The 17,748-nt window shown below is 55.8% G+C and carries 14 protein-coding genes; 1 reads left to right on the forward strand and 13 read right to left on the reverse strand.

The window, feature by feature from the left end; all coding sequences use genetic code 11:
* Positions 1-9: 9 nt before the first annotated feature.
* Genes MCM46_04085 through MCM46_04115 form a run of 7 tightly spaced genes read right to left on the reverse strand, consistent with a single transcriptional unit; the run spans position 10 to position 9,546 of the window.
* A complete protein-coding gene (locus tag MCM46_04085; protein MCG3110985.1) occupies positions 10-324 on the reverse strand; it encodes a M48 family metallopeptidase in 315 nt (104 codons plus the stop codon).
* Positions 321-3,272: an HsdR family type I site-specific deoxyribonuclease gene (locus MCM46_04090; protein MCG3110986.1), complete on the reverse strand. Its 2,952-nt coding sequence runs from the start codon at positions 3,270-3,272 to the stop codon at positions 321-323. Before MCM46_04090 ends, MCM46_04085 begins: the two co-directional genes overlap by 4 nt.
* 5 nt (positions 3,273-3,277) lie before the next feature.
* Positions 3,278-4,162, reverse strand: a complete 885-nt coding sequence (locus tag MCM46_04095; GenBank protein ID MCG3110987.1) for a DNA adenine methylase — start codon at positions 4,160-4,162, stop codon at positions 3,278-3,280.
* Between the two features lie 25 nt (positions 4,163-4,187).
* The gene (locus MCM46_04100; protein ID MCG3110988.1) at positions 4,188-5,567 is read right to left on the reverse strand and encodes a hypothetical protein; all 1,380 of its coding nucleotides are present in this window, start codon (positions 5,565-5,567) and stop codon (positions 4,188-4,190) included.
* Positions 5,560-6,858: a restriction endonuclease subunit S gene (locus tag MCM46_04105; protein ID MCG3110989.1), complete on the reverse strand. Its 1,299-nt coding sequence runs from the start codon at positions 6,856-6,858 to the stop codon at positions 5,560-5,562. The genes MCM46_04100 and MCM46_04105 overlap by 8 nt, the downstream gene beginning before the upstream one ends.
* Entirely contained in the window at positions 6,851-8,002 is a 1,152-nt protein-coding gene (locus tag MCM46_04110; GenBank protein MCG3110990.1) for a PDDEXK nuclease domain-containing protein, read from the reverse strand. Before MCM46_04110 ends, MCM46_04105 begins: the two co-directional genes overlap by 8 nt.
* On the reverse strand, positions 7,999-9,546 hold the full coding sequence (locus MCM46_04115) for a type I restriction-modification system subunit M (protein MCG3110991.1): 1,548 nt from the start codon (positions 9,544-9,546) through the stop codon (positions 7,999-8,001). Before MCM46_04115 ends, MCM46_04110 begins: the two co-directional genes overlap by 4 nt.
* Positions 9,547-9,858: 312 nt before the next feature.
* On the opposite strand from MCM46_04115, the gene MCM46_04120 reads away from it, so the two are divergent.
* Positions 9,859-11,250 carry a diguanylate cyclase gene (locus MCM46_04120; protein MCG3110992.1) on the forward strand — a complete coding sequence of 464 codons (1,392 nt, stop codon included), beginning with the start codon at positions 9,859-9,861 and terminating at the stop codon, positions 11,248-11,250.
* 86 nt (positions 11,251-11,336) lie between these two features.
* Here MCM46_04120 and MCM46_04125 read toward each other — a convergent pair whose 3' ends face one another.
* The 6 genes from MCM46_04125 to rbfA form a co-directional block, all read right to left on the reverse strand.
* Positions 11,337-12,593 (reverse strand): insulinase family protein, encoded by a 1,257-nt coding sequence (locus tag MCM46_04125; protein MCG3110993.1) that lies wholly within the window; start codon positions 12,591-12,593, stop codon positions 11,337-11,339.
* A gap of 91 nt (positions 12,594-12,684) precedes the next feature.
* On the reverse strand, positions 12,685-14,775 hold the full coding sequence (pnp, locus tag MCM46_04130; GenBank protein MCG3110994.1) for a polyribonucleotide nucleotidyltransferase: 2,091 nt from the start codon (positions 14,773-14,775) through the stop codon (positions 12,685-12,687).
* A 193-nt stretch (positions 14,776-14,968) separates the two neighbouring features.
* On the reverse strand, positions 14,969-15,238 hold the full coding sequence (rpsO, locus tag MCM46_04135) for a 30S ribosomal protein S15 (GenBank protein ID MCG3110995.1): 270 nt from the start codon (positions 15,236-15,238) through the stop codon (positions 14,969-14,971).
* Positions 15,239-15,258: 20 nt separating this feature from the next.
* Positions 15,259-16,242 (reverse strand): tRNA pseudouridine(55) synthase TruB, encoded by a 984-nt coding sequence (gene truB, locus MCM46_04140; protein ID MCG3110996.1) that lies wholly within the window; start codon positions 16,240-16,242, stop codon positions 15,259-15,261.
* Between the two features lie 67 nt (positions 16,243-16,309).
* Positions 16,310-17,290 (reverse strand): bifunctional oligoribonuclease/PAP phosphatase NrnA, encoded by a 981-nt coding sequence (locus MCM46_04145; protein ID MCG3110997.1) that lies wholly within the window; start codon positions 17,288-17,290, stop codon positions 16,310-16,312.
* A 78-nt stretch (positions 17,291-17,368) separates the two neighbouring features.
* Positions 17,369-17,731, reverse strand: coding sequence for a 30S ribosome-binding factor RbfA (gene rbfA / locus MCM46_04150; GenBank protein ID MCG3110998.1), 363 nt, complete (start codon positions 17,729-17,731; stop codon positions 17,369-17,371).
* Positions 17,732-17,748 lie beyond the last annotated feature (17 nt).

A 17,748-nucleotide genomic window follows, 5' to 3' on the forward strand; every position in this document is an offset into this window, starting at 1 on the left:
GAATGGCTTTCAGGATTGCTCCTTCGCTCTCAATAAAACCTCCAGCCGCTCATAATCGCCGAGGTGCGCGCGCATAAGGCTCTTCCAAAGCTTTCCGTGATTGGGAACGAAGAAATGAAGAAGTTCGTGGACAATCACGTAATCGATGACTTCCTTATCAAAGGCCAAAAGCTCGGTATTAAAGCTCAGGTTGCCGGCCGTGGAGCACGAGGCCCATTTGTTTTTCATCGGTCGGGCGGAGAGAGTGCGCACCTTCACCCCTAGTTTGTCGGCCCATTCGAGCACACGGACTTTGAGCGCTTCTTTCTCTTGCCCTCTCTTCACTTACGAAAACTCTTCTGCAAAAGGGTAAAGAGCGCTTCGACGGTGGCAGTGACTTTGTCCATATTTTCCTCCTCGGCGAAGAGGGCGAAGGTCACCTGCTTACGCGCCTCGCGCAGCTCCGCCTCGCTCCGCTGCCAGTTCGGGAATTTCGAGAACGCCGCGGCGACCTTCCGGCTTGCGACATCGGGATTCGGGATGCCATCCTCGGTCAGCTTGCAGAGGACGAAGTAGGTCAGCCCGTCCAGCCCCTTTGCGGCCTGCTCTTTCTTCCGCTGCTCGTTTTTCTCGATCTCTTTCAAAAGACCGGCGAGCGCGTCGGCGGTTTTGATCTGCCGGTCTTCAAAGCTTTCCTGGACCGCCTTTGCCCGGTCGGCGAGGGCGACCAGGAAAGGGTCGCCGCTGTTCTCCTCGGCGCTCTTCTCGATCGACTTGATCAAGTTGATCACCTTTGTGGCATTCCCTTGGTCCCCCTTTTTGATCGTCTCAATCGTCGCGCTGTCGATCTGCACGAATTCAGAGGGCGATTCCGCGGCCATCTCCGCGCCGATGTATTTCTGGACCAAAGCGTTGGTCTTCTTTTGGAACGCCCTATCCACATAGACTCTCTTGGCATAGGCGTTGCGCACCACGGCATAGATCGATGAAAGGGTCGCGTAGTTTTCCATGAACGGGCGCAGGAAGGGGTCGGGTGAAATGATCTCGTAGAGCATCTCGATCTCTTTATACTCTTTGAAAAACTCCTTGCGGCGATCTTTATCGCGGAAGTGCTCGATGAGATTGTCCACGTCTTTGTCGTCGAAGTTTTTTACAATCAGATTCAGATACGCCGGGGCTTTGCTCTCCATCTTGGCTTTGAAGAGCTGCTTGAGCAGGCCGATGTCTTTGACGATGGCGTTGATCTCGTCGCTGTCGAAGGCGAGCGCTTTTTCCAGCTTGTCGAAGATGCCGACGAAGTCGAGGACAAAGCCGTGCGGTTTCACCATCTCCTCCGCCTCGTTCTCGTAGGGCCGGTTCACCCGCGCGATCGCCTGAAGCAAGGTATGATCGCGCATCGGCTTGTCGAGATACATCGCATACAAAATCGGCGCGTCGAATCCGGTGAGGAGCTTCTCGGTGACGATGAGGATCTTCGGCCGTTCCCCGAATTTCGCAAACTGTTTCCGGATCTGTTTTTCCTTCGTCTCGGTCAAATGCCATTTTTTCATGTGGGGCGGGTCGTTGTTGTTGCCGGTGTAGACGATCTCCGCGTATCCCGGCAAGATGGTATCCAGCGCTTCTTTATAGAACGAGCACGCCTCGCGGTCGACGGCGACCAGGAACGCCTTGTAACATAGCGGCTCCACGTTTTCGCGGTAATGATCGGCCACATAACGCGCCACCTTTTGGATACGGTCGTCGCCCTTGAGGAAGTTTTTCAGGTTCACCGCCCGGTCCAGGATCTTGTTCAGCTCTTCGATGTCGGCGATCCCTTCTGTCTCCGCCAGGGCCAGAAATTCCCGTTCCATCAATTCATGCGGCACCAGCATTTCGTTGGGGGCGAGATTGTAGTAGAGGGACAGGGTCGTACCGTCTTCAATGCTCTCTGCGATGGAATATTTGTGCAGATAACCTTGATCGTCCTCGCATCCGAAGGTTTTAAATGTTCCTTTGCCGTAAGCGGTCTTGTCGACCGGCGTGCCGGTGAAACCGATGAAGCTCGCATTCGGCAGGCCGGCCATCAGGAAATTGCCGAGGTCGCCGCCAGTGGTCCGGTGTGCCTCGTCGATGAGGACGAAGATATTTTTGCGTCTGTTCAGATTCGCCGGCATGTCGCGGAATTTGTGGATCATCGTTACGACAATGCCGCGATAATCTTGCCCTTCTTCATCCAGCAGCTTGTTGAGGGTGGCGATCCGGTCGGCGTGCTTCACGTTGCCCAGCCCCACCGCCGCCAGGTTTTTGAGCATCTGGTCTTCCAGCTCGTTGCGGTCGATCATCAAGAGGACGGTCGGCTTCTGCGCTTCGTTCGCCTTGAAGAGCAGCTCGGCCGCCATGATCATCGTGTAAGTCTTGCCGCTCCCCTGCGTGTGCCAGACCAGGCCGCGCGAGCGCTTCGGGTCGAGGGCGCGCGCCATCACCCGATCGACCGCCGCCGTCTGGTGCTGGTGGAGGATGATCTTCTGCAGCTCCTCGTCCTTCTCGGCGAAGAGGATGAAGTCTTTGAGGAACCGGAGCAGATTCGGCGCGGCGCAGAAGGTTTTCACCTTCGCTTCGAGATTGCCGACTTCTTCATGCTTCCAGCGGAAGATGTTCCGCCGCACCATGTTCCAGGTGACCCCGTAAGAAAAGCCGATCGCCTCGGTGGCGGTGAAGAGCATCTCCGGGACCATGACCTCCGGGGTCTCCTCATGGTAGCGGCGGATCTGGTCTACCCCCAGCGCAATCGCCTCGTCTTTGTCGGCGTTTTTGCATTCGATCACCAGCACCGGAAGGCCGTTGATCAGGAAGACCACATCCTCCCGCGTGCCGTATCGGCCGTTGTGAACGTAGAACTCCTCCGTCACTTCATAGACGTTGCGCCGCTGCTCGCGCGGGCGGGTCAGGTCGCCGTAGTCGATCACCGTCAAGTCGAGCTCGCGGTTTTCTTCGGCGCAGAAGAATTTCCCCTGGTTACGGAGGTAGGCGAGGAAATCGCGGTTCCCGGCGATGTCGGTATTCAGCCGCTGGAACTCACCGACCAGCGCGCCTTCGGCCTCTTTGTATTTCGGATTGAATGCTTGGACTTTGGAATGAAGCAGGTCGCCGAAGTAGAGCGACGCCGGGCGGGCGCGCTCTTCCGGCGTGGCGCCGTTGGGGTCAAATCCGCGCCGTGTCTCGGCTTCGGCGCGCGGCACGTAGCGCCAGCCGATCTCCTGCGCGTAGGAGAGAATGCGGGCTTGGACGGTTTTGTGTTCGGTAGGCGTGGGCATTGGTCTCACGCTAAGGATGTTAGCAGTGTCTCGTCGATACTCGGAAGGGCTGACCGTTCAGGTATGGTGATTTTGTCAGAGAAAATGAACATCTCCCGACCCTTATAGGCTCTGGCTGCATTGTATTGGAGTGTATACAAGAATGATCTTCTTCTTGGGTAGTAAGACAGAATCTCTGGAGCGGAATCGTATGACACAACCCAAGGGATCTTGAGATTATCCTGGATAACTTTCGCTATGCGGGCATGGTCTTCGCGGCTGTAGTGGTTTGGGTATAATCGATCAGCCTTTTTAAAGTATGGCGGATCACAGTACACGAGCGTTTTCTTCTGGAGCTTTGGAACATACTCCATTAAGAATCTCTCGGCGTCCCAATTTCTGATATGAATGGCTCTTTTTCTGTCCGCAATAGCTTCAATACGCTTAATAAGTTCGTTCCGTGGGAAGCGAGCATCGATTTTCCAAGGCCCCGATTGGTCGATGCCGCCAATAACGCCCCCAGTGAGAATTCCAGAGCGGTTGCATCTATTTAGATAAAATGTAGCGAACCCTAACTCAAGAGGGTCGGCTTCTTCGCGCTTCCTGAAAATCTCTCGTTGCCTCTTCCATTCTTCGACAGTCAGTGATGCTCGTGATATCTTTCGGCACATCTTTTCTGTTTCATTCAGAACAGAATCCCAGAATGAAAATACCGCAACGCAGGCGTCGTTAAGGTGGACACCAGAAACCTTCCCTCGCAGCAAAAGCTCCATTGCAACTCCCGCCCCCCCCGCGTATGGCTCCACATAGTGCCCTCCCTCAAGATCATTGGTGGTTACGATCTCGTCAATAAAGCGCCAGATCCGTTGTTTTCCGCCAGGATATCGTAATGGTGTCTTGTAAAGGCTCACAGTAAACTCTCCCTACGTTCTGAAATCAGTTGTTCATCTCAACCAGCAATGGGAAAACATTCCCGAACATGATGCTGATATCGGGAGGTTGTATGGAGAACGACGGATTATGTACAAGTTGGTTCATCGAGGTGACTGACAGTATCCCGTCCTTCTTGCCAATTTCAGTTGTTGCGCCGTGTAAGAGTTTCACCTTCTCCTTATTTTTCCCGTTTCCCGTCATGTGACCAGTGATCTCCCTAAGTAACACAGCAAGCTCCTTATTCCGTCCATCAGGTTTCTGCGTAATTGGCCCCCCATGTGGCTTGTGATCCGCACAGTAAGCCACTGCAGATAATTCAAACATACTCCGTAACAGGAAACAGAAGGCATGCGGATGCTCTTCATGTTTAAGTTTCTTGATTTCGTTCAGGAGTGTCACAAGTTTGTCACGCCCTGCACCTTTCACATGGAAACTTTTTAGTTTTTTCCGGACAGACTTTGGGTCATTGGACGCAAAGGCAGGAGCAGCCTTGTTTTTCCCAGATAACTGCACGCCGGGCGAAACAGCCTGTCCGCCTGATGCCACTGAGTTCATAGTTCCCTGTGAGGACGGCTGCGTACTTGGGAGATTTACATTCTTATTTGTTACCACCCCATAGGATGCCGCCCAGAATACTGTGTTATCACGCAACTCTTTGAACCCCAAGTGCGCTATTCCAATATCGTAGAGAACGCTTTCAAGGAGTTTCTTATGCTTCTTGGGGTATTGAGAAGCCAGTTCAGCCGCAGACTGATAACCAAGGTGCGGCGACAGCTTCTGAATGGCTTCGTCCAGAACAGTTAATGGGTAATCGCCTGCCCATCGTTCAGCTTGTTGAAGCGAAACGTTTTTGCTATTTCCTAGGAATTTCTCGAGCAGGTCAAGGCCTGGCTCCGGTTGCCCCTTCTGATCTCGCCCGAATCTCGCTTTAGCAACAGCGTTCCACTTATCTCTGCCTGCCTTCTCACCTTTGGCATGGGTACGCGCCACGAGCTTTTCAACCGTAACTACTTCCGTACTTTCGTATATCGCACAAGGCACAACGGCATTTTGCGCTTTCCACTCGGTTGAAAGGGTGTCTATTTTCTTCCTCAAATGCTGGGGGATTTCGATGTTGCCGACCAAGGAAAAAATTAATTTAAGCGCCGCAACACGTCTATTCCCCTCTTTGACTACTAACTTGCCGTCAGTGTGCAGGACGATGATGTTCTCAGTAGGCTCGTAGCCGTCATCCAGCAAGCTTTCCATCAATGGCCAAAACCAATCTGGATTAATGGCTATCATCGCGTTGATTGCATGTCCTTCATCTGCTTGAGGTATAGTTCGGAAATTCTTCAGGTCAAGTCCAAGCGACTTGATTTCTTTTTGGACCGTCTTAGGCATGGCGAACAAACTCCTCCATGTTTTGAATTTCAAAATCCTTTACCCTTAGTTGCGCGGTCATTAAGTGGTGCAATAGGGTGCGGAACAGGGTCGTGAGCGCGGCGTACTTGCGTCTAAGCAGCTCAACCTTTATGTCCGCCACTTGGAACACCCCGACGATCTGCCGCTGCTCGTCCAAGCTGGGGAGCGCGATCTTCAATTCGCGAATCTTGCCTGGCGATGTATGGCGGACCTTTGATCCGCTGGCAGTCATGGCGATATGTTTACGGACATCGGCGGTATTGAAGAAATAATACAAGAACAGCTTATTCAGCCTTGAATCATGGAGTCTGTGAATTAAACCCAGCCGCTGGTTATGAAGAAACTTGTCCGACTCCGGGATAACTATGGAACTGCCTAGCAAGCCCGCCTTCTGCTCAGTCATCGCGACGAGTAGATCACCTTTCTCTAACAAATAGCTCCGCGGGAAATCACCAGTGTAGAACTTAGTTTTGTCTTTCTGGTCTCTGAATCCGCCTTCTTCGAAAAAATGTCCGGGTGTCAGTAGGATATAGCTGCCATCGGAAGCAAAGAATTCGCCCTCAAATGCGAAACCGTGCTTGATCTCAAAAAGATTGGCAAGTTCCACTACCCCCCAACTCTCCGGCACAAGTCCGATCTCGGTTTGTTTTTGGGGTTCGCCGCGGAGGCCTTGGGTGAAGAGTTGGTGGAGGAGCGCCTTTTTCAGTTCGGCGGTGAGCTGAAACAGCCGCTCCTGCTGCTCGATCGCCCGCTGCACCACTCCCAACACCGCTGCAATCTTCCGCTGCTCGTCAAGTGGTGGTATGGTGATTTTGAACTCCCGCAGGGAAGCCCATGAGGTACGTGGGTGTTGCACGCCAGAGGTTGTCGCTTTTGCATGACCGACAAATTCATCGGTATGTGTCAGCATGCAAAGAAATTCAGGGATGCACCTCTCCGTTGCTCGAAACACCAGGATATCCGTTGAGCAGATACCATCCTCGTTAACTAAGACAGACTTGCGCAGGTAAGGACGGAGCTTCCCGAAGAGTACATCCCCACTTCGAAATGTTGTCTTGCTGCTATGAACGTCCGACTCGGTTCCGCGCCCGACAAGAGATGGAAGACCTGAAGCGAGATGTTCAAGTCCGAGATAGAGCCGTGAGCCATCGGCTGAAGGCGAAGCTGGATCTTGAACTCGGCTGCAAATGTCTCCGAAGCTGGCAGGTGTCCAGCTACGAGGAGGCCTCTCCAACAGCAGCGAGTGGCCCATCATTGTTCGTTCAGCCATACAGCACCTCTTGCTCCTTCACAATCATCGCCTTCTCCCGCTCGATCTCCTCGATCAACTCCTGCTCGGTCGGGAGGTAAAGCTGGTATTTGGCGGCGAAGAGCTGCTTGTTCTCCTGGAGGACGGAGTATTTGACGACCGTCGCGTCTTTCTCCGTGCAGAGGATGATTCCAATGGTCGGGTTGTCGTCGGGGGCTTTGCGTTTGTCTTCGTAGAGGCGGACGTACATGTCCATCTGGCCGATATCCTGGTGCGTCAGCTCGCCCGTCTTCAAATCAACCAGGACGAAACATTTGAGAATGTAGTTGTAGAAAACCAGATCGACAAAGAAGTCTTTGGTCTCGGTGCGGATGCGCTCCTGCCGGGCGACGAAAGCAAAACCCTTTCCGAGTTCCAGCAGAAAAGATTGGAGCTTTCCGATGATCGCCTGCTCCAAATCGGATTCCCGAAAGGCGGGGATCTCTTTCAGGCCGAGGAACTCCAGGACATAAGGGTCCTTGATGAAATCGCGCGGCCGGTCTGCAAGCGACGCGGTCTTCTCTTTCATCTCCTTGAGGATGGGTTTCTTGTCCCGGCTCGCCCGCAGACGCTCGTAGCAGAGCGAGTGGATCTGCCGTTCCAATGCACGGACGGACCAGTCCTGCTCGGCGGCTTCTTTCATGTACCAGGCGCGCGCTTCCGGTTTGTCCACGCGGATCAAAAGCCGGTAATGGGACCAGGTCAATTCTCGGCGTAACGTTTGGGATATTGCCGGAGTCGGGTCGATGTTGTCCATGCTCTCCGTCGGGTGAACGCCGGAAGATTCTCCGCGCACTGTGCGGAGAATTGGGAAAGCGGCGTAAAATTGCTTGAAGGCCCAAAGGTTGGAGACGTTGAATCCCTTACCGAAATCGAGCGTGAGGCGCTCCGATAAGCCGCGGATCACCGCTTCGCCATAGCCCGCCCGCTTCTTGCCTTCCTGCTCCTCCTCGACGATCATCCGCCCGACCTGCCAGTATGCCTCGACCATGGCGAAGTTGACGGCCCGGTACGCGTTGCTCCGTGCTTTTTGAAGGATTTCCGCGACCGCTCGGTAGAATTCACCGCGCAGCAGGTGATGAATCTTCTCAGGTTTCGGAGAACGATCCGCTTTTTTCCGGGTCATCGGCCGATCCTCGCCAGAATCGCTTTCAGCGCCGCGTCGGTGGTTTTTGCCTCCGCCTCCAGCGTCTCCAGTTCTTCCACGATCTCCGCAAGGGGCCGGTATATCTCCCCTTCACCGGTGTGGATATAGCGGCTGGGGGAGAGGTTGAAGTCGTTCTTGGCGATCTCCTCGCGGGTGATGATGCGCGAATACTTCTCGACTTCCTTCCAGGCGGTGAAGGTCTCGGCGATGCGGGCGATCGCCTCTTCCGGGAGGTAATTCTTCGGGTCCCCCTTCACGAATTCTCGGCTTGCATTCAGCAGAAACAACTTGTCCTTGCGGTCCTTCGGCTTCGCTTTGTTCAACACGATGACGATGCCCGGCGCGGTGGTATTGTAAAAGAGATTTTCCGGAAGGTAGAGGACCCCCTCGATCAGATCCTTCTCCACGAACCAGCGGCGGACCTCTTTTTCCTTGTTGGTATTGGCGTTGCCGGAGCCGCGCGACGCGGCGCCGGTGTCGAGCACCACGGCGGCGCGGCCGCTGTCTTTTAAACTTGCGAGGATGTGCTGCATCCATCCCCAATCGGCCTTGTTGCCGGGATAACCCGCGTCTTTGGGAAAGCGGTCGAGCTCGTCGGCGTCATAGTCTTTCTCTTTGAACTCGGTTTGATTCCACATCGGATTGGCCACCACCCGGTCGAAGGTCTGGAGGCGGTTCTTCTCGCGGAACTTTGGCTTTCGGAAAGTATCGCCGATCTGAATCTCCCCTTCCATATCGTGGATGATCATGTTCATGTTCGCCATCGCCCAGGTGCCCGGCTCGGACTCCTGGCCGTAGAGCTTGGCGGGGGCGAACTTTTTGCGGGAGCGAAGATTCATCTTCTCTTGCAGCACCAACTCGCACTTGATGAGCAAGCCCGCGGAGCCGCAGCAGGGGTCGTAAACGGTCATCCCCGGCTCGACATCCATAATTCGCGCCATCACCAGGCCGACCTCGGCAGGGGTATAGAACTCGCCCGCGCTTTGACCGCTCCCCTCGGCGAACTTCCGGATCAGGTATTCGTAACTGCGCCCGATGATATCCGGCTCCACATCGCTCAAACCGAGGCGCTTGGCGCTGATTGCCTCGATCAGGTTGGAGAGGCGGTCGTCATCCAAATCGCGCTGCCCGTGGGTGGTGGCGTTGAAATCGACGCGGTCGATGATTCCTTTGAGCAATGGGTTGGCGTCGGCGATGGCGCGCAGGTGGGTGGTGAGCTGTTCGCCGATTTTATCCGAGAGGGTGCGGATGATCGACCAGACGGCGTCGTCGGGGTTCTTCGGCTCCAGCGGGAGATAGAAGCGAACCAGTTTCTTGTCGCGCTTCACCAGCTTGAACGCCTTGGCGCGCGAGCCGACCTCCTGGGCGATGCGGTTCAGCTCATCATCGAAAACATCGCAGAGGCGCTTTGTGAAGATGAGGGGGAGGATGAACTCTTTATACTTGGCGGCGTCCTTCGCACCGCGGATAGAGCAAGCGGCGTCCCAGATCCAGGATTCCAGCGTTTTGTCGGTTCCATTCATGACATACTCTTTTCACAAAAGGGATACTAACCGTAACCGATGTTTCCGATGGGACTCTTATCTCGACTGCCGGGCGCCGGGGGCGCCCGCTCCTGATTTTCCACTGGGGGATGAAACAATTGGTTTACTATAGAAAATCGGCGGGAAAAGATCAACACCGGAATGACATGATCCTCGGAGGCGGATGGAAGCCATTTATCACGGCGGGAAGTCCGGGAGTGCGTCCATCTCCCGCTTTTCTCTGCCCCCGACCCCCATTGACATCCGTATTTCCTTTAGGTATGATCCCCCGGTCACTCAGGAGACGCCGTGATGCGGATTGCGATTGTGGGCGCCGGGAAAGGGGGGACCTCCCTTCTGGAAATCCTTTCGGAAGATCCGACGATTAAAATCACCGGCGTCGCCGATCGAAAAAAAACCGCCCCCGGCATCCGCCTCGCCAAGGCCCTCCGCATCCCGACCACGGCCGACTTCAAAACCTTACTCAAGAAAAAAAACGACATCATCATCAACGTCACCGGCTCCCTCGACGTGGAGACCGCCCTGCAAGCCTCGAAACAGACCGGCGTCGAGGTGATCAGCGGACGGTCGGCGAGACTTGCCTGGACCCTCATCGACGAGCGGCAAAAGAGCCAACGGGAAGCGGAACGGCTTCTCTCCGAATACCTCTCCCTCTACGATCTGAGCTTGAAGCTCTCCTCGAACGAGAACATCGCAAAACTCTATACCACGGTGATCGACTACGCCACCGAACTGACCCGCACGCCGGCCGGAAGCCTGGCGATGTTCGACGAGGAGCGCGGCGAGATGGTCCTGGTGGCGTCGAAAGGTTTCTCCAGAGAGTTCGCCCGTGTCCGGCGCTGGCGGGTCCGAAAAGGGGGGCTGACGACCTATATTCTGAATCAGAAGGGGGTCGTTGCCATCGAGAGCGTGAAAAAATTCCCCAAGTTCAATAACCCCGTCCTCCTGGAAGAAAAGATCGAGGCGGTCGCGGCCATCCCCCTTTGGAACGAAGGGAAGATCTTGGGAATTCTCTATGTAAACGATTTCAAGCCGCACCTATTTTCCGAGAAAGAAACCTCTCTCCTCTCCCTCGTCTCGACCATCGCCGCCACCTCTATCGGAAAGGCCAAAATCCTGGAGATGACGCGGCTGATGGCGATTACCGATGAGCTCACCGGCCTCTTCAACCACCGCCACCTCTTGCAGCAGCTCTCCTCGGAGCTCTCCCGGACCCAACGCTACGGCCGCGCCCTGACCCTGGCGATGATCGACATCGACCACTTTAAACAGTACAACGACACACACGGCCATCTAATGGGGAATGAAGTCCTCCGGACGTTGGGAGATCTGATCCGAAGGAATATCCGGGAGACCGACATCGCGGCCCGATACGGGGGGGAAGAGTTCTCGATCATTATGCCGGAGACGAATCGGACGAGAGGGAAGATCATCGCGGAGCGGCTGAGGAAGGCCATCGCCGACTATCCGTTCAAGAACGGGAAAACGCAGCCGGGCGGCGCCCTCAACGTGAGCATCGGGCTCGCCACCTATCCGGAGAACGCCGCCTCGCCGCACGATCTGATCGAAGCGGCCGACCGCGCCCTCTATCGCGCCAAATCGACCGGCCGGAACCGGGTCTGCCTCTCGACGAAAGATGGGGGCCAGGGGTCGGGGGCCGGGGGCCGGGGAAAAACCAAATAAAAAAGGTCTTTACGATTCCCGTAAAGACCTCCTGTTTGAACCCTCTTTATTCTTTTCTCCGATCCCCGACCCCTGGCCCCCGTCTTTTAAAGACTCAAATCCTGCGGCAGAAGACTCGAATCGATTTTTCCGAGGGCGGTGAGGGAGAGATGTTTCGAGTCGAAGAGGACTTTGGCAAGCTGCTGGACCTGATCGAGAGAAACCCGGTTGATCTCGCGGACCACCTCTTCCAGGGAAAAATGCCGGCCGAAGTAAAGCTCGTCCTTCGCCAGCTTGCTCATCCGGCTGCTGGTGCTCTCCATGCTGAGCATCAGGCTCCCCTTGATGTGGTTTTTCGCCTTCTCCAGCTCGACCGGATCGACCCCTTTCTCTTTCAGACGCTTGAACTCTTTTAAGATCAGCACAATCACCTTCGGCGCGTTTTTGGCGCCGGTCCCGGCATACACCGTGAAGAGCCCCCCGTCCTGATAAGAAGAGGGATAGGAGTAGATGGAGTAAGCGAGACCCCGCCGCTCCCGGACTTCTTGAAAAAGACGCGAGCTGACGCTTCCGCCCAGGATCGTATTGAGCACATAGAGCGCATACCGGTCGGGATGGCGGTGCGGCAGTCCCTGTGTCCCGATGCAGATGTGGACCTGCTCTAAATTTCGCTTCTTCACCTGGAAATGGGGGCTCATCTGGGGCGCCAGCCTCGGATGGAGATCGATCTCCTTGGCCGAATACTTTCCGAAGGCCTTCTCCAGCGCCTTCATCAATGGGGGAAGATCGAAGTGGCCGGCGACCGAGACGACGATTTGCTTCGGATCGTAGGCGCGCTTGAGAAAACGAAGGATCTTCTTGCGGGTCATGCCGGAGATCGTTTCGACCGTCCCGAGGATCGGCCGCCCCAGGGTGTTTCCCTTCCAAATATCTTTGGTATAGAGGTCATGGACCAGATCTTCCGGATCATCCTCCACCATTTTGATCTCTTCGATCACAACCTGTTTTTCCTTCTCGATCTCGCGCGGCTCAAAGGTGGAGTGATGGAAGTTGTCGGAGAGAATGTCGACCGCCTTGGAGAGATGGTCGTCGAGGACTTTGGCGTAGAAGGTCGTCGTCTCACGAGAGGTAAAGGCGTTTAGCTCGCCGCCGATGGCATCGGTCTCCAGGGCGATCTCTTTTGCGCTCCGCTTCTCCGTCCCTTTGAAGAACATATGCTCAAGGAAGTGGGAAATGCCGTGCTCGTGCGCCTCTTCGTCCCGGGAGCCGACATTCACCCACAGACCGATCGAGACCGACTTCACGGACGCCATTTTTTCCGCGACAATCCGAATTCCGTTATCTAAAACGACTTTCCGAACCATAAGGAGATCCCTCGTTATCCGTTAAAAGTTAAACGTGGAACGGAAGGCACTGAACCTCCCGTTCTTACGTTCAACGAATAACGATTCACATTTAACTTTCTTTTGCAGGGGGAGGAAGGGTCTCCTTGCGGGAGAGGCGGATCTTTCCCTGTCTGTCGACTTCCAGAACTTTCACCGTGACCTCATCTCCCTCTTTCACCTCATCGGTCACACTCTTGACCCGATGATGCGCCAGCTGAGAGATGTGGACCAGGCCGTCGACCCCCCGTCGAAGCTCGACGATGGCGCCGAAATCCATGATCCGGGTGACCTTTCCGACATAGACGCGGCCGACCTCGACCTCTTCGACGATCATATTGACCATCGCGATCGCTTCTTGGGCCGCGGCGTCATCCATCGAGGCGATATGGATCGTCCCGTCGTCTTCGATATCGATCTTCACGCCGGTTTTCTCGATGATCCCGCGGATGACTTTTCCGCCCGGTCCGATGACTTCGCGGACCTTGTCGGGCTTCACCTTCATCGTGACGATTCGCGGCGCATAAGTGGAAAGCTCCGGCCGGGGCGCTGCCAGCGCTTCCAGCATTTTCCCTAAAATATGCTGCCGTCCTTGCCTCGCCTGTTCCAACGCCCGTTTCATGATCTCGATGGTCAACCCGCCGATCTTGATATCGAGCTGAAAGGCAGTGATCCCCTGCGCCGTTCCGGTGACCTTGAAATCCATATCCCCCAGATGATCTTCCAGTCCCAAGATATCGGAGAGGATCTGAACCCGTTTGCCCTCCAGGATCAGCCCCATCGCAATCCCGGCGACCGGACGGACGATCGGCACCCCGGCATCCATCAAGGCGAGGGTTCCGCCGCAGACGGTCGCCATGGAAGAGGAGCCGTTCGACTCCAAGACATCGGAGACGATCCGCAGGGTATAGGGGAAGGCCTCTTTGCTCGGGATGATCGGTTTCAACGCCCGCTCGGCCAAGGCCCCATGACCGATCTCGCGACGGCCGGGTCCCCGAAGCGGCCGGGCCTCGCCGACGGAGAAGGGGGGAAAGTTATAGTGCAGCATGAAGGTCTTCTTCCACTCCCCTTCCAGAGAGTCGATCCGCTGCTCGTCGTCGGAGGTTCCGAGGGTCACCACGGCCAAACTCTGCGTCTCGCCGCGGGTGAAAAGCGCTGACCCGTGTGTGCGGGGAAGAATCCCCACCTCGCAGGTGATCGGCCGGATATCGGCCGGCCCGCGGCCGTCGGCCCGGACCCCTTTGCTCAAAATCATCTCCCGGACCGCTTCCCGCTCCAGCTCGTGAAAGAGCGCTTTGATCTCCCGGGTTCGATCGACCTCGCCGGTATTGATCGACGCGATCTTCTCCTTGAGAATCTGATCGAGGCGCTCCTGCCGTTCGGTCTTGTTCGAAATCAGGATCGCTTCTTGAATCGGCCCAACGAGGGTCTCCCTCAGTTGCTTCTCGAAAGCTTCATCCCGATCGATCGCCACGGGGGAGCGCTTCTGCTTGCCGACCTTCGCTTGAAGCTCCTTCTGCAGTCCGATCAGCGTCTGGAGCGCTTGATGCCCGAAAGCGACCGCTTCCAAAACCGCCTCTTCGGGGAGCTCTTTGATCTCGCTTTCGACCATCATGACCGCCTCGGCGGTTCCTGCGAGAACGATGTTCATGTCGCTCTTCTCGATCTCCTCCAGGCTCGGCATGGCGACGAGTTTTCCGTCGATCCGGCCGACGCGGATCGCGCCGATCGGGCCGTTGAAGGGGATGTCCGAAATGGTCACCGCCGCGGACGCGCCGACCATCCCGAGAATCTCGGTCGAGGCGGAGAGATCGCTCGAGAGAACCGAGGCGATGATTTGGGTTTCAAAATACCAATGATCAGGGAAGAGCGGCCGCATCGGCCGGTCGATCAACCGGCTGGTCAATGTCTCTTTTTCGCTCAGCCTCCCTTCTCTTTTGAAAAATCCGCCCGGGATCCTTCCGGCGGCATACGCCCGCTCCTGATAGTCGACCGTGAGCGGAAGAAAATCGACATCTTTTGCCTGTTTGGAAGCGACGGCCGTGGCCAGGACGAGGCTGTCGCCATACTGGACAAGAACCGCTCCATCCGCCTGCCGGGCCATCCGTCCCGTCTCCAGGATCAGTTTTTTCCCTGCAATCTCTGCTTCTACGCGATGAATCATACTCTGTGACTCCTCCACTAGGGCAGCAGGCCACAGAACTACAATGAAAAACCAAGAAAGAGAAGTAACGCGAGGCGCGCGGCGCCTCACTTCATCCCCCCCCTTATTGGCTCTTCATTGTATTTCTGTGCCGGCTGCGATACATTATTTAGCTGGACCTTCACACCGTGGAAGATCCACTGCATTGGCTGAGTTACTTTCTCAGCCCCAACTTTCCGATGATCGCTTGGTACCGGGCAAAATCGTTCTGCTTCAGATAATCGAGCAGCTTCCTCCGACGGCTGACCATGTTGATCAGTCCGCGCCGGGAATGGTGATCTTTCTTGTGGGTCTGAAAATGCTCCGTCAAATAAGTAATCCGATTCGTCAGAAGGGCGATCTGAACCTCCGGCGAGCCGGTATCGTTCCCATGAATCGCATTTTCCTTGATGACACTCTGCTTCTTTTCCTTAACGAGCGGCACGTGATGTTCCTCCTTATTTGTTAGTATAATGAACTCCGGATCGATCCTTCCACCCCTGCACCGACTTCCGGTTTAGAGAGGTCGAAAAGAACCGTTTCCGATTTAAAGAAAGACTGTCGATTTTCCCTCACCTCATCTTCATTCATGACGGCGCGGCCGATCGCTAAGAGACGGCCTTCCGGATCGAGAATGCGAAGCGGCTCTCCTTTTTTAAAAGAGGATCGATTCAAGACCCCCTCGGGGCCGACCGGCGCACCATGCAGAACCTTCTCTCGGTAGGGCTCTTTCACCCAAACCGCGGGAAGATCCTTCAACACCTCGTTCAAAGAGTAGACTTCCTTTTCCCAATCCCCCTCTGCGTACAGCTCGCAAAACCGGTTCAGCTCGACCGAATCGACGATGGGAAATTGACCGGCGCGGGTGCGGCGCAGCCGGAGGAGATGTCCCCCTACCCCCAACTTTTCGCCGATGTCGGCGCAGAGGGTCCGGATGTAGGTCCCTTTCGAGCAGACCACGCTGAAGGCGGCGTCCCTTCCCTCAAACCCCTTGAAACGGATCTCCCTGATCGAAACGGTCCGGGCCGTCCGTTCGACCACTTCTCCGGCGCGCGCCGAGCGATAAAGGGGGACCCCCTTCACCTTAATGGCGGAGTACATCGGCGGCATCTGCGCGTAGGTTCCGACGAACGATTCCGCCATCTCGCGAACCTGCGCCGCCATCCCAGCGGGGATATCGACCGTCTTGAGAACCTTGCCCGTAGCATCTTGCGTGTCGGTCTCCTCTCCGAGACGGAGGACCGCATCATACTCCTTCTCGGCATCCATCAGAAAAGGAACGACCTTCGTCCCCTTTCCGAAGCAGATCGGGAGCACCCCGGTCGCCTCCGGATCGAGGGTCCCCGCATGGCCGACCTTCTTGATCCGCAAGAGGCCGCGGAGCTTCGCGACCACATCATGCGAGGTCCACCCGGCCGGTTTATCGATGTTGAGAATCCCATCCTTCATTGTTCGTTATCCGTTATTCGTTATTGGTGAATCGTGAACGGCCTCTACTTTTTCTTACGTTTGACGTTTAACGACGAACGTTTAACGATATTTTCTCATAGATTGCTTCCTGCACGGAGGTGAGGACCCACTCTTTCACCTTCTGCCAGGAACCGCCGAGGGTACATCCGGCCGCATACGTATGTCCCCCTCCTCCCCAGCGTTTCGCCAGGAGGGCGACATCGACCTTTCCCTGCGATCGGAAGCTGATTTTATATTGCTCAGGACCTGTCTCGCGAAAAAAGACAGCCACCTCGACCTTTTCGATCGAGCGGGGGTAGGTCACAAAATCCTCCGTATCTTCGAAGGTGGTCCCGGTTTTTCGAAGCTGTTCATCCGAAACATGGATCCATGCAATCCGCTCGTCTGCGCTGACCTCCATCTTCATCAGCACTTCAGCGAGCAATTTCAACCGCCCCGCCGTGTTCGCCTCAAAGAGGGCGGTGGCGATGCGGAACGGATCGGCCCCCTTCTCGATCATCTCCCCCGCGATCTGAAGCGCCCGGGAGGTGGTGTTGACGAATCGAAACGAGCCTGTCTCCGTAATGAGGGCGGTATAAATGCACGTGGCAATGGGGGGGGTGATGGGGGCCCCGATCGTTTTGAGCAGATCATAAATCATCTCCCCGGTCGCCATCGCCGTCGGCACCACCCAATTAATATTCCCATACGAAGGGTTGGTGATGTGATGGTCGATATTGATCATGGTAGGGATAGAGGGAGGGCGGGTATATCCGGTCCGCTCGAAGCTGCCGGAGTCGACCACAATGAGGGCGTCGGCCGTTTGCGTAATGGCTTTCTGCCGGGTGAAGAGCCCTTCATGGGGGAGAAAAAGAAGCTGCTGGGGAATCGGATCGCGATTGACCACCTCCGCTGTTTTCCCCATGTCCCGGAGGGCCAGGGCCAATGCCATGCCGGAACCGATGACGTCTCCCTCGGGACTGACATGCCCCGTAACGACGAACGATTGCTTCTCTTGGAGAACCGAAACCACTTCAGCGAGACTCATTCACGCTCCCAATGACTGCAGCAACGGAGGCCGACTCCCCTTGGAGGGTTTTTGAGCCGCAGGCCCCTGCTTGATGCATCACCGTTTTTCCTTCTCAATCCGGTCGAGCAGATCGAGGATGTGGGAGACCTTCTCGGTCGATTCGTCCGGTAAGAAGACCACTTCCGGAACGCGCCGGATCTGCAGCCTTCTCGATAATTCCGCCCGAACGAAACCGGTCGCCTTCCGAAGCCCCATGAAGGCCTGCTTCGCATCCTGATCCTTCTGGACCGTCACAAAAATTTTTGCATGCTTCAAATCATCGGACACGTCCACGGAGGTCACGGTGACGAACCCGATCCGGGGGTCGCGGATCTTTGTCGTCAAGATGTCGGCCACCTCCATCTTGATTTGATCTCCGATTCGATTTGTTCTCTTATACTCTTGCACGGCGAAAGACACCTCCGCCCTCCTCTCCA

The sequence above is a fragment of the Candidatus Manganitrophus morganii genome (genome assembly GCA_021651055.1).
Classification (GTDB): domain Bacteria; phylum Nitrospirota; class Nitrospiria; order SBBL01; family Manganitrophaceae; genus Manganitrophus; species Manganitrophus morganii.

Excerpts from the sequence above, each read along its gene's own strand:
- MCM46_04100 (MCG3110988.1), bottom strand. The coding sequence starts at position 5,567 with ATGCCTAAGACGGTCCAAAAAGAAATCAAGTCGCTTGGACTTGACCTG.
- MCM46_04125 (MCG3110993.1), bottom strand. The coding sequence starts at position 12,593 with ATGGTTCGGAAAGTCGTTTTAGATAACGGAATTCGGATTGTCGCGGAA.
- MCM46_04110 (MCG3110990.1), bottom strand. The coding sequence starts at position 8,002 with ATGACCCGGAAAAAAGCGGATCGTTCTCCGAAACCTGAGAAGATTCAT.
- MCM46_04090 (MCG3110986.1), bottom strand. The coding sequence starts at position 3,272 with ATGCCCACGCCTACCGAACACAAAACCGTCCAAGCCCGCATTCTCTCC.
- MCM46_04105 (MCG3110989.1), bottom strand. The coding sequence starts at position 6,858 with ATGGCTGAACGAACAATGATGGGCCACTCGCTGCTGTTGGAGAGGCCT.
- MCM46_04145 (MCG3110997.1), bottom strand. The coding sequence starts at position 17,290 with ATGAGTCTCGCTGAAGTGGTTTCGGTTCTCCAAGAGAAGCAATCGTTC.
- MCM46_04120 (MCG3110992.1), top strand. The coding sequence starts at position 9,859 with ATGCGGATTGCGATTGTGGGCGCCGGGAAAGGGGGGACCTCCCTTCTG.
- truB (MCG3110996.1), bottom strand. The coding sequence starts at position 16,242 with ATGAAGGATGGGATTCTCAACATCGATAAACCGGCCGGGTGGACCTCG.
- pnp (MCG3110994.1), bottom strand. The coding sequence starts at position 14,775 with ATGATTCATCGCGTAGAAGCAGAGATTGCAGGGAAAAAACTGATCCTG.
- MCM46_04115 (MCG3110991.1), bottom strand. The coding sequence starts at position 9,546 with ATGAATGGAACCGACAAAACGCTGGAATCCTGGATCTGGGACGCCGCT.